The organism is Gemmatimonadota bacterium (assembly GCA_026702745.1).
Classification (GTDB): Bacteria; JAAXHH01; JAAXHH01; order JAAXHH01; family JAAXHH01; genus JAAXHH01.
This window is the reverse complement of sequence record JAPPBT010000002.1, coordinates 1-12,619: the sequence shown is the minus strand read 5'-3', so window position 1 is coordinate 12,619 and position 12,619 is coordinate 1. Positions and strand designations below refer to the sequence as shown.

Below are 12,619 nucleotides of genomic sequence, written 5' to 3'. Positions count from 1 at the left end.
GATCGTGCCGATGTTCACGTGGGGCTTGGTACGCTCGAATCTTTCCTTCGACATGCTGCAAATCCTCCAGATAATAAACCGTTATGCGCCGCCGCGAATCTTTTCCAGTATCTCCTGCTTGATTTGCTCGGGTACTTCCGCGTAATGCGAGAACTGCATGGTGGACACGGCCCGTCCCTGCGTGGCGGAACGGAGCGCCGTCGCGTAGCCGAACATCTCGCTTAAGGGAACGGTGGCCGCCACGACCTGCGCGTCCGTCCGGGGAATGATCCCGCCGATTCGTCCCCGGCGTGCGTTCAGATCGCCGACCACGGTGCCCACGTATTCGCTGGGGACCGCAACTTCCACGTCCATGACCGGTTCCAGCAACGCGGGTTCGGCCTTGCGCATGCCGTCCTGGAAGGCCATGGAGGCCGCCACCTTGAAGGCAACCTCGGAAGAATCGACTTCGTGGTAGGAACCGTCGTACAGGGTGACCTTCACGCCCTGCACCGTGTATCCGGCGAGCACGCCGTTATGGGCGGCTTCCCGGACGCCGGCCTCGACAGAAGAGATGAACTCCCGCGGGATGACCCCGCCGACGATGCCGTTCACGAATTCCACGCCGTCCCCGTCCTTCACTGGCTCCATCTCGAGCCACACGTGCCCGAACTGCCCGCGTCCGCCCGACTGCCGCACGAACCGGCCTTCGCTCTTTATGGCCGTGCCGATGGTTTCCCGGTAGGCGACCTGGGGACGCCCCACGTTCGCTTCCACGCGGAACTCCCTCAGCATGCGGTCCACCAGGATCTCGAGGTGCAGCTCGCCCATGCCGGAGATGATCAGCTGGCTGGTTTCTTCATCGGTATGTACGCGGAAAGTGGGGTCTTCTTCGGAGAGCTTCTGGAGGGACTGGCTGAGCTTTTCTTCGTCCGCCCGGGTCTTGGGTTCGACCGCGACGGACATCACGGGCTTGGGAAACTCCATCGCTTCGAGGGCGATGGGCCACTCGGGATCGCAAAGCGTATCGCCCGTCGCTACGTCCTTAACGCCCACCAGCGCGACGATATCGCCCGCTTCCGCCGCCTTGAGCTGTTCCCGCTTGTTGGCGTGCATCTGCAGGATCCGGCTGATCCGCTCGCGTCGGCCGGTACGGGTATTCAGCACGTAACAGCCGGCAGGCAGCGTGCCGGAATAGATCCGGTAGAAGGCCAGCTTGCCGACGTGGGGATCGGTCATGATCTTGAAGGCTACGCCGGACAGCGGCGCGTCAGGCACGCTCTCCCGCGTTTCCTGTTCGCCGGTCAACGTGTTCTTGCCCGTGACCGGTGGTACGTCCTGGGGCGACGGCAGGTAGTCGACGATCGCGTCGAGCAGCGCCTGGACGCCCTTGTTGCGGAAGGACGAGCCCACCAGGACGGGGATCAGGCTGACCGACAGCGTGGCCCGGCGTATGGCGCCCTGCAATTCGGAAGCCGTCGGTTCCTCGCCGGCCAGGTAGGTCTCCATCAGTTCCTCGTCCACCTCGGCGAGGCTCTCGATCAGCTTGCTCCGGTGTTCCGCGGCATAGTCGGCCAGGTCTTTCGGTATTTCGTGCTCGTCGTAGGTGGCGCCCATGTTGTCTTCGTGGTAGCTGCGGGCTTTCATGGTGACCAGGTCGATGGACCCGGTAAACAGGTCGCCTGCGCCGATGGGCAACTGGATCGGGATGGCGTTGGCCCCGAGCCTTTCGTGTATCATGTCGACGACCTGGTGGAAGTCCGCCCCGACGCGGTCGATCTTGTTCACGTAGGCGATGCGGGGCACGCCGTACTTGTCGGCCTGCCGCCACACGGTCTCGGACTGCGGCTCGACGCCGCCCACGGCACAAAAAATCGCCACGGAGCCGTCAAGCACACGCAGCGATCGTTCCACCTCGACCGTGAAGTCGACGTGACCGGGCGTATCGATGATATTGATCCGGTGGTCGCGCCAGAAGGACGTCGTGGCCGCGGACGTGATCGTGATACCCCGTTCGCGCTCCTGCTCCATCCAGTCCATGGTCGCGGCGCCGTCGTGGACCTCGCCCATACGCCGCACGCGTCCCGTGTAATAGAGGATGCGTTCGGTGGTGGTCGTCTTGCCCGCGTCGATATGGGCCATGATCCCGATGTTCCTGGTCTTTTCCAGGTTCGATTCGGAAGCTTGCTTGCGGTGTGCTTCGGACATTTTCTCTTTCGGCTTGATCGTTGTTTCAGTCACTGCGTTATCAACCTCATAAAGTACGGATCATCGTGAGGGATGATCCGTTTTTACTGTTTCGACGTGATATCGATACGCCGCTACCACCTGTAATGGGCGAAGGCCCGGTTCGCTTCCGCCATTCGGTACGTCTCTTCCTTTCGGCGGACGGCGGCGCCCTCCCCCTTGGCGGCGGCGGTAAACTCTCCCGCCAGGCGCTCGAACATGTTCTTCTCGGAACGGGCCCGTGCGGCTTCTATGGTCCAACGGATCGCCATGGCCCGTTGCTGGTCTTCCCGCACTTCCACGGGAACCTGGTAGGTCTGGCCGCCTACCCGACGGGACTTGACATGCACGACGGGGCCGACAATCTTGATCGCCTTCTCGAACACGGGCAGCGGTTCCTGGCTCGTGCGTTCTTCGATCAGATCGAGGGCCTGGTAGAATACGCGTTCCGCGACGCTCTTCTTCCCCTTGCGCATCAATCCGTTAATGAACTTGGAAACCAGTACGCTGTTGTACTTCCAGTCCGGCTCCGGTTCCCGTCTTACGACTTCTTTCCTTCTTGCCATCTCATGCTCCCGAACTTGCGTTTCGACCAGATTATGCTTTGTGCCTACTTGGGTTTCTTGGTCCCGTATTTCGATCGCCCGTTACGCCGGTCGGGCACCCCGCTGGCGTCCAGCGCGCCGCGAATGATGTGGTACCGCACACCGGGCAGGTCCTTCACCCGACCGCCCCGGACCAGGACGATATTGTGCTCCTGAAGGTTATGGCTCTCGCCTGGAATGTAACAGGTGGCCTCAATGCCGTTCATCAGGCGGACGCGGGCGATTTTCCTCAAGGCCGAATTCGGCTTCTTGGGCGTCTGCGTCTTCACCTGCAGGCAATTGCCCCGTTTCTGGGGGCTGCCGCGCAAGGCGGGCGATTTCGTCTTGCGCTGCGACTTCTTCCTGCCGTGCCGTATGAGCTGGTTAATCGTTGGCATTTCCGCCCAACCTTCCCTGTTTTACCGACCCGGACAAGCCTGTGAAACACGGGTTTCAGGAGCCCGGTCAAATCGCATTTCCCCCAAAAGCCATAGGTGGGGAAATTTAATCAGTTCCGTTTACAGTGTCAAGCGCTTTTTGCCAAAAAAACGAGCGCCGCCGTCATCCAGGCGGCGCCCGGTCCTGGCCTGCTTCTTCACTCGCGTCAGACGGTTTCCACGGGCGGCGGTTCGGCCTCGGCCACGTTCTGTACGGTTTCGGAGGTCTCGGCCTCTGCTTCCGCGCTTACCGATTCCCCGTCTGCGCTCGCCGCTTCGGCTTCCGCGCTCACCGCTTCGGCTTCCGCGGTCGCGGCTTCCGCGGTCGCGGCTTCCGCTTCTGTACGCTTCGCTTCGGCTTCCGCGGTCGCTGCTTCAGCGTCTCCGTTCACCGTTTCGGCGTCGAAAAGGGGCTCCGGTTCGATGACCGGCGGTTCGATCTCGTTGCCCTCTTCGTCCACGAGCCGCATCTGGCTGTACCGGTCCAGCCCCGTACCCGCGGGAATCAGGTGCCCCATGATCACGTTCTCCTTCAGTCCGAGGAGCGCGTCCCGCTTGCCGTTGATGGCCGCTTCGGTCAGCACGCGCGTAGTTTCCTGGAAGGCCGCCGCGGAGACGAAGCTCTCGGTACTCAGCGCGGCCTTGGCGATGCCCAGCAGAAGCGGCTGGTTCGTCGCCGGATCGCCGCCTTCGCGCAGCACGCGGTCGTTCTCCCACTGGAAGCGGGTGCGGTCCACGGCCTCGCCCTTCAGAAACTCCGTGTCGCCCGGGTCGTCCACCTTGACCTTCTGGAGCATCTGGCGCACGATGACTTCCACGTGCTTGTCGTTGATGCTCACGCCCTGCATGCGGTAGACTTCCTGGATCTGGTTCACCAGGTATTCCTGAACGGCGTTCACCCCCTGGATCTCGAGAATGTCGTGGGGGTCGATCGACCCTTCGGACAGGGGTTCGCCAGCCTGCACCCGGTCGCCGTCGCGCACGCTGAGATGGCGGCCCTGGGGGATCAGGTATTCCTGTTCCGACCCGTCGTCGGCGCGGACGAGGAGGCGGTGGGAGCGCCGGACGATGCCGGCGACCTTCACGACGCCGTCCACCTTCGCCACCGTGGCGGGATCGCGCGGCCGGCGCGCCTCGAAGAGTTCGGCGACGCGCGGCAGGCCGCCGGTGATGTCCCGGGTCCGGCCGATGGAGCGCGGAATGCGCGCGAGGACCGTGCCGGGCTGCACGTAGGTGCGTTCGGTATTGCTCTGGTCCGTGAACTCGGTGACGAGCAGGTGGGCGCCGGTGGGCAGGTTGTATTCGTCCTTCTTCTTGCCCTTGGCGTCCGCGATGTAGATCCGCGGATGGAGCGCCCTGGATCCACGGTTCTCCGTGATCACCTTCTGCCGCATGCCCGTGGTGTCGTCCAGCTGTTCACGCAGCGTCTCTCCCGCCACGACGTCTTCGAGCTGCACGTGGCCGGCCTTGACGGCGATGATCGGGATATTGTAGGGGTTCCATTCGAACAGGGCCTGGTTCTCCTCGACGACGTCGCCGTCCTCCGTGAGCATGACCGCGCCGTAGGGGATGAAGAAGTGGGCCCGACGGTTGTCGTCGGCGTCCAGGATGGTAATCTCGCCGGCCCGGCCGATGACGACGGGGAGGCCGTTCTCCTGGGTGACGGTCTCCACCGCGGTGAAGACCACCTTGCCCGCCTGCTTCGTGGTAATCTTGTTCTGCGTGGCGTCGCGACTCGCGATCCCGCCGATATGGAAGGTGCGGAGCGTCAGCTGCGTACCCGGTTCGCCGATGCTCTGCGCCGCCATGACGCCGACGGCCTCGCCCATTTCCACCATGGAGCCCGTGGCGAGGTTCCGGCCGTAGCACCGGGCGCACACGCCGCGCTTGGTCTCGCAGGTCAGCACGGACCGGATGTGCACGGTCTCGCTCATCTCCGCGTCGGGATCGGCAGAATACTGCACGCCGCCCCGCTGTTCGATGAGGTCGGCCACTTCCTCGTTGATCTCCTCGCCCGCGGCCGTGAGCAGTTCCCGCGTGATGGGGTCGTAGATGTCGTCCAGCACGACCCGGCCCAGTACCCGGTCGCCCAGCGGTTCCATGACGTTCTCGCCCTCTTTCAGGGCGCCGATCTCGATGCCGCGGATCGTGCCGCAGTCCGCCTCGGTGATGATCACGTTCTGCGCCACGTCCACCAGCCGCCGGGTCAGGTAGCCGGCGTCCGCGGTCTTGAGGGCCGTGTCGGCCAGTCCCTTGCGCCCGCCGTGACTGGAGGTGAAGTACTCGAGGACCGTAAGCCCTTCCTTGAGGTTGGACAGGATGGGCGTCTCGATGTACTCGCCGACCTGTCCGACGACCTTCCGCTGGGGCTTGGCCATGAGGCCGCGCATGCCGCACAGCTGTCCCACCTGGTCCAGCTTGCTCCGCGCGCCGGAGGCCATCATCATGTAGAAGGGATTGAAGCCGTCGTCCGACTGCTCCAGCGTGGTCTCGACGACCTCGTTCAGCTTCGTCCGCGTGTGCTGCCACACGTCGATCACCTTGTTGTAGCGCTCGCCCTCGGTGATGGCGTGGCCCTCGTACTGTTCCTGGATGGACAGCACCTCGGCTTCCGCGTCACTGATCATCTGCGCCTTCTCGTCGGGGATGACCACGTCGTCGATGCCCGAGGTCAGGCCCGAAAGGGTCGCGTAGTGGAAACCCAGCCGCTTGACTTCGTCGAGGAGCACGCACGTGCGGTAGTTCCCCAGCTGGCGGTATACGGTGGCCACCATGTCCCGGATGGCCGAGCTGTCGAACACCTCATTCTGGAAGCCGATCTCCGGGGGCAGGATCTGGTTGAAGATGACCCGGCCGACGGTCGTTTCCATCATCTTGCCCTCGTGGCGCAGCTTGATGATGGCATGGAGATCCACGAGGTCGTTGTCGAAGGCGAGCATCACCTCGGAAACGCTCGAGAAGATCTTGCCTTCGCCCCGGCAGCCCGTGAGTTCCTTGGTCAGGTAGTAGCATCCCAGGACGATGTCCTTGCTGGGCGCGCAGATCGGCTGCCCGTTCTTCGGATCGAGGATGTTGTTCGAGGACAGCATCAGTACCCGGGCCTCGATCTGGGCCTCGAAGGACATGGGGACGTGCACCGGCATCTGGTCGCCGTCGAAGTCCGCGTTGAAGGCTTCGCAGACGAGCGGGTGGATGCGGATGGCCTTGCCTTCCACGAGCACCGGCATGAACGCCTGGATACCCAGCCGGTGCAGCGTGGGCGCCCGGTTCAGCAGGACCGGGTGGTCCTTGATGATCTCCTCGAGGATGTCCCAGACCTCGGGCTCCTCGCGTTCCACGATCTTCTTCGCGCTCTTGACCGTCTGCACGAAGCCCTTGTCTTCCAGCCGCTGGATGATGAAGGGCTTGAAGAGTTCCAGGGCGATGTTCTTGGGCAGCCCGCACTGGTGGATCTTGAGCTCGGGTTCCACCACGATCACGGAACGGCCCGAGTAGTCCACCCGCTTGCCGAGCAGGTTCTGGCGGAAACGCCCCTGCTTGCCCTTGAGCAGGTCCGAGAGGGACTTGAGGGACCGGTTCCCGTCGCCCCGCACGGCCCGCGAGCGCCGGCCGTTGTCGAGCAGCGCGTCCACCGCTTCCTGCAGCATCCGCTTCTCGTTGCGCAGGATGACGTCCGGCGCGCGGATCTCGAGCAGTTTCTTGAGCCGGTTGTTCCGGTTGATGACGCGCCGGTACAGGTCGTTGAGATCGGAGGTGGCGAACCTTCCGCCTTCCAGGGGCACCAGCGGCCGCAGATCGGGGGGGATGACCGGCAGCACTTCCATGATCATCCATTCGGGCCGGTTGCCGTCGGAGTCCGGTCCGTTGGAGTTCCGGAACGCCTCGACCACCTTCAGCCGCTTCAGCGCGTCGTTCTTCCGCTGTACCGACGTTTCCATCCGTACCCGGGTCCGCAGTTCGACGGAAAGCTCTTCGATGTCGATCTCGGCCAGCAGGCGGCGCAGGGCGCCCGCGCCCATGTCCGCCTCGAACTCATGGCCCGCCTCCTCGAGGTCCATGAAGGTGTCCTGGTCGATGATCTCGCCGATCTGGTACTCGGTGTCTCCCGGGTCCAGCATGACGTAGGACTCGTAATAGATCACCCGTTCCAGGTTCCTGATGGAGAGGTTCAGCAGGTTGCCGATGCGGCTGGGGGGCGACTTGAAATACCAGATATGGCAGACCGGAACGGCCAGCTCGATGTGTCCGAGCCGTTCCCGCCGCACCTTCGCCTGCGTGACTTCCACGCCGCACCGGTCGCATATGACGCCGCGGTAACGGATCCGCTTGTACTTGCCACAGTTGCACTCCCAGTCCTTCACGGGACCGAAGGTGCGTTCGCAGAAGAGGCCGTCGCGTTCCGGCTTGAACGTCCGGTAGTTGATGGTTTCCGGTTTCGTCACTTCCCCGTAGGACCACCTGCGGATCGTTTCGGGGGAGGCCAGCTGTATCCGGATCGTGCTGCGGTTCTTGGGCTGCTTGTGCATTAGATCGACCACTGGTGACACCTCCTGATCATTATCGTCGCTGCAAGCCTTAAGGTCGGCATGTCGGCGACCGGAGCTTCTCCCGGAACGCCGTGGTGAGGTGTTAACCGTTTCATTCTTCGAGCTGGACGTCCAGGGCCAGGCTCTGGAGTTCCTTGACGAGAACGTTGAAGGACTCCGGTATCCCCGGTTCCGGCGGGTTGTCGCCCTTGACGATGGCCTCGTACAGCCGGGAACGGCCGTTGACGTCGTCCGACTTCACGGTCAGCATCTCCTGCAGCGTATACGAAGCGCCGTAGGCCTGCAGGGCCCAGACCTCCATTTCGCCGAAACGCTGGCCGCCGAACTGGGCCTTACCGCCGAGCGGCTGCTGCGTAACCAGGGAATAGGGACCGATCGACCGGGCATGGATCTTGTCCTCGACCAGGTGGTTCAGCTTCATGACGTACATGTAGCCGACCGTGACTTCCTTGTCGAAGGGCAGACCCGTCTTGCCGTCGAAGAGCGTGCTCTTTCCTGATTCGGGCAGGCCGGCGTCGTCCAGCGCCTTCTTGATCTCGTCGATGGACGCCCCGTCGAACACCGGGGTCGCGATATACCTGCCCTCTTCCCTGGCGACCCATCCGATGTGGATCTCCATGATCTGGCCGAGATTCATCCGGCCCGGAACGCCGAGTGGATTCAGGATAATGTCTATGTGGCGTCCGTCGGGCAGGTAAGGCATGTCCTCTTCCGGGACGATTTTCGCCACCACGCCCTTGTTCCCGTGCCGGCCGGCCATCTTGTCGCCCACGGAGAGCTTTCTCTTCTTGGCCACGTACACCTTGACCAGTTGAATCACGCCGGGGGCCAGCTCGTCGCCGCGCCGGATCTTCTCCTGCTCGCGTTCCAGCTGGTTCTCGATTTCCCGGATGTTCTTGGCCGAAGCCTGGATCACCTTCCGGACCTGTTCGTTCAGGGCCGCGTTGACCACCCACCGCTCACTCTGGATGATCCGGTCGAATTCGAGTTCCGCCAGCCGGCTGTCCGTGTACTTCCGCTTGGCCGGGACCACGACTTCGTCGGTCTCTCCGTCCCGCAGCTCGACGCACACCTTGCCCTTGAGCAGTTCCTTGAGCTTGTCGTTGCGCGTCTCCTTGACCTGGTCGATGCGCTGCTGGTAGTCGCGCTCGAGTTCGCGCAGGGTCTCCCGTTCCTTCTCGCGGGCGACGCTGTCGCTGTCCTTGCGGCTGTAGAGTCGGGTGTCGATGACAATGCCCTGCATGCCCGGAGGCGCCTTCAGGGAGGCGTCCCGCACGTCGCCGGCCTTCTCGCCGAAGATGGCGCGCAGCAGGCGTTCCTCCGGAGACAGCTCCCGTTCGCCCTTCGGGGTCACCTTGCCCACGAGGATGTCGCCGGGCCCCACCTCGGCGCCGATCCGGATGATGCCGGATTCGTCCAGGTTGCGGACGGCGTCCTCGCTCACGTTGGGGATCTCGCAGGTGAACTCCTCGGTGCCTACCTTCGTCTCGCGGGCGGGAAGCTCGAATTCGGTGATGTGGATGGAAGAGAAGATATCCTGCTTGACCAGTCTTTCGCTGACGACGATGGCGTCTTCGAAATTGTATCCTTCCCAGGACATGAATGCGGTCAGCACGTTGCGGCCAAGGGCGAGTTCACCCTGGTCCGTGGCGGGTCCGTCCGCGAGTACCTGCCCCGCTTCCACGCGGGCACCGGTCTGCACGATCGGCTTCTGGTTGATACAGGTCTCCTGGTTCGATTTCTTGAATTTGGTCAGCGGGTACACGTCGGGCGGCGTGTCGAAGAGATCGGAATCATCGGTGTCGTCCGGCGACACCGTGATCATGTCGGCCGAGACTTGCGTCACGGTCCCGCTCTGCCTGGCGACCACCACCGCGCCCGAATCCACGGCGACCTTCCGCTCCATGCCGGTGCCCACGAGGGGCGCCTCGGTGCGCAGGAGGGGTACGGCCTGCCGCTGCATGTTGGAGCCCATGAGGGCCCGGTTGGCGTCGTCGTGTTCCAGGAAGGGGATCAGGGCCGCGGACACGCCGAGGATCTGCTTGGGCGAGACATCCATGTAGTCGACCTCGGCGGGGTCGACCAGCTTGATGTCTCCCTTGTTGCGCGTGGGGATGCGGCCGACGATGCGTCCTTCTTCGTCCAGCGAAATCGCGGCCTGCGCGATCATGTAGTCCTCTTCCTGATCGGCCGACAGGTAGTCGATCTTCTCGGTGATCCGGCCTTTCTCGACCCTGCGGTAGGGCGTCTCGATGAAGCCGAACCGGTTGATCCTGCCGTAGGTGCCCATGTAGGCGATCAGGCCGATGTTCGGACCTTCCGGCGTCTCGATGGGACAGATGCGCCCGTAGTGGGTATGGTGCACGTCGCGGACCTCGAAACTGGCGTGCGACCGGTCCAGGCCGCCCGGGCCGAGTGAACTGAGCCTGCGCTTGTGCGTCAGTTCGGCCAGGGGGTTGGTCTGCTCCATGAACTGCGACAGCTGGCTGCTGCCGAAGAACGCGGCGATCACGGACGAGACCGTCCGGGCGTTCACCAGGTCCTGGGGCGTGATCGAATCGGCGTCGTGGAGGCTGATCCGGTCCCGGATGGTCCGGGACATGCGGGTCAGTCCGGTATTGAACTGCTGGGCGAGGAGTTCGCCCACGGACCGCGTCCGCCGGTTGCCCAGGTGGTCGATGTCGTCGGTGACGCCTTCGCCCCGCCGCAGTTTCAGCAGGTAGTCGATGATGGCGATGAAGTCGTTCGCCGTCAGGATGGTCGTATCGATCGGCACGTCCAGGTTCAGGCGCTTGTTGAGCCGGTGGCGCCCGACGGCCGCCAGGTTGTACCGCTTCTGGTTGAAGAACATGCGGTCCATCAGGGCCTGGGCCGTTTCCAGGTTGGGCGGATCGCCCGGCCGCAGCAGGCTGTACATCTTGGACAGCGCTTCTTCCGACGTGGAGGTCGTGTCCTTCTTGAAGGTATTGGCCAGGACATCCGGCTCCCGGGTCGGGTCCATCCGGACGATCTTGACCTTGGCCGGGTGGCCGTTCCCTTCGGCCAGCGTTTCCGCCAGCGCTTCCGTGAGCGGTTCGCCGCTCTCGGCAACGATCTCGCCGGTCTTCTTGTCGACCACCGGCGCACCGATGCTCCGGCCGACCAGTTCGGCAGCCTTGTTGGACCGGACGTCGTCGAACTCGTAGAACAGCTGGTAGATTTCTTCGTTGCTTTCGTAGCCCAGGGCCCGCAGCAGCAGCGTCACGGGAAATTTCCGCTTCCGGTCTATGTGCACGAAGAGCACGTCGTTCACGTCCAGGCTGAACTCCAGCCAGGTGCCGTGCTCGGGAATGATGCGGGCGGAATAAAGCTGCTTGCCGTTGGGGTGGGTCTCTTCGGAAAAGAACACGCCGTAGGAACGCTGCAACTGGGACACGATGACCCGTTCGGCGCCGTTGATGATGAAGGTGCCCTTCTCCGTGATCAGGGGGAGCTCGCCGAGGAAGACGGTCTGCTCGATGATGTCCTTGACCTTCCTGTTTTCGGCTTTTGCGTTCTTGCTGTCGGCCGTTTTCTTGCCGTCCCCCTCCTCGCGGATCACCAGGCGCAGCCGCGCCTTCAGGGGGATCGCGTAGGTCATGCCCCGTTCCTGGCACTCGAGCACGGTATACTTGGGCTCGCCGAGCATGTACTCGATGAACTCGAGCGAGAAATGTTCGTGGATATCCGTGATGGGGAAAATGTCGAGGAAAACGGCCTGCAGGCCCTGGTTCAGGCGTTCGGAAACGGGCACGTCGGCCTGCAGAAACGCGTTGAAGGAATCTATCTGGACCGCCAGAAGATTCGGCATTTCGATGATGGAGGGCAGTTTGGAATAATCGTGGCGTGTGATCTGGGTATTATCCATCGGCTGACCACTTCCTTTCGGCAGGGAGGTGAATAGTACCCGCGGACGAAAGGCAACGACCCCGTGCGCGTGACGGGATCGCCGCACTTGCCGCGCGGACCCGGTCCTGGCTTTCCTTCCCGCCTATTTGAGTTCGACTGTTCCGCCCGCTTCTTCGATCTGCTTCTGAATGTCGTCGGCTTCTTCTTTCGGGACACCCTCCTTAAGTGCGCCGGGAACGCCGTCAACCAGCGCCTTGGCCTCTTTCAGCCCCAGGCCCGTGATCGCGCGCACGACCTTGATGACCTGGATCTTCTTGTCGCCGAAACCGGTCAGCACGACGTCGAAGCTGTCTTTTTCCTCCTCCACCGGCGCGGCCGCGTCTGCGGCGCCGGGTGCGGCGACAGCCACCGTTGCCGCGGCTGAAACACCGAACTTGTCTTCGAGCGTCTTCACGAGATCATTCAATTCCAGCACCGTCAGCTGTTCAATCTGATCTACGATATCGGACACGGCCATGATTCATACCTCCATTGGATTTAAGGGATACTGCCGTTAATGTTCTCGATGTGCTGCTCAACGCTCCTGCTGCGAAGCCTTCTGCTGCGATACGGCCGACAGGGTGCGGACCAGGCCGCCCAGTACGCCGGACAACGTGAATACCAGACCGTTGATCGGCGCTGCGATGCCGCCGACGGTCTTGGCCAGCAGTTCGTCTCTGCCGGGCAGCTTTGAAAGCGTCACGGCCTGCGCGGCGTCGATGATCTCGCCGGTCAGGAACCCGCCCTTGATGCGGGGACGTTCTTCGTGGTCCTTGCCGAAATCGATGATGACCTTCGCCGGGGCCACCGGGTCGGCCGACATAACGAGCGCCGTCGGTCCGTCCAGGGTCTCGCCAAGGTCGGGCAGGCCCGAGCCCGCGCCGGCGAGGCGCGTCCGCGCGTTCTTGATGACGCGGCACTCCACGGACTCCGCCCGCAA

General features: G+C 63.2%; 7 protein-coding genes. All 7 read right to left on the bottom strand.

Annotated elements, in window-relative coordinates; genetic code table 11:
• Positions 1–81 precede the first annotated feature (81 nt).
• Positions 82–2,187 (bottom strand): elongation factor G, encoded by a 2,106-nt coding sequence (gene fusA / locus OXH56_00340; GenBank protein ID MCY3553745.1) that lies wholly within the window; start codon positions 2,185–2,187, stop codon positions 82–84.
• Between the two features lie 113 nt (positions 2,188–2,300).
• Complete coding sequence (gene rpsG / locus OXH56_00335) at positions 2,301–2,771, bottom strand: 30S ribosomal protein S7 (GenBank protein MCY3553744.1); 471 nt, start codon at positions 2,769–2,771, stop codon at positions 2,301–2,303.
• 44 nt (positions 2,772–2,815) lie between these two features.
• Positions 2,816–3,187, bottom strand: a complete 372-nt coding sequence (gene rpsL, locus OXH56_00330) for a 30S ribosomal protein S12 (GenBank protein MCY3553743.1) — start codon at positions 3,185–3,187, stop codon at positions 2,816–2,818.
• Positions 3,188–3,393: 206 nt separating this feature from the next.
• Complete coding sequence (rpoC, locus tag OXH56_00325) at positions 3,394–7,764, bottom strand: DNA-directed RNA polymerase subunit beta' (GenBank protein ID MCY3553742.1); 4,371 nt, start codon at positions 7,762–7,764, stop codon at positions 3,394–3,396.
• Between the two features lie 100 nt (positions 7,765–7,864).
• On the bottom strand, positions 7,865–11,659 hold the full coding sequence (gene rpoB / locus OXH56_00320) for a DNA-directed RNA polymerase subunit beta (GenBank protein MCY3553741.1): 3,795 nt from the start codon (positions 11,657–11,659) through the stop codon (positions 7,865–7,867).
• Positions 11,660–11,782: 123 nt separating this feature from the next.
• On the bottom strand, positions 11,783–12,160 hold the full coding sequence (rplL, locus tag OXH56_00315; GenBank protein MCY3553740.1) for a 50S ribosomal protein L7/L12: 378 nt from the start codon (positions 12,158–12,160) through the stop codon (positions 11,783–11,785).
• Positions 12,161–12,214: 54 nt separating this feature from the next.
• Positions 12,215–12,619 (bottom strand): 50S ribosomal protein L10 (gene rplJ / locus OXH56_00310; protein ID MCY3553739.1); only part of this gene is annotated, 405 nt, incomplete at its 5' end.

What these genes read in the sequence shown, in the direction of transcription:
- fusA (MCY3553745.1), bottom strand. Translation starts at nt 2,187, where the DNA reads ATGTCCGAAGCACACCGCAAGCAAGCTTCCGAATCGAACCTGGAAAAG.
- rpsG (MCY3553744.1), bottom strand. Translation starts at nt 2,771, where the DNA reads ATGGCAAGAAGGAAAGAAGTCGTAAGACGGGAACCGGAGCCGGACTGG.
- rpsL (MCY3553743.1), bottom strand. Translation starts at nt 3,187, where the DNA reads ATGCCAACGATTAACCAGCTCATACGGCACGGCAGGAAGAAGTCGCAG.
- rpoB (MCY3553741.1), bottom strand. Translation starts at nt 11,659, where the DNA reads ATGGATAATACCCAGATCACACGCCACGATTATTCCAAACTGCCCTCC.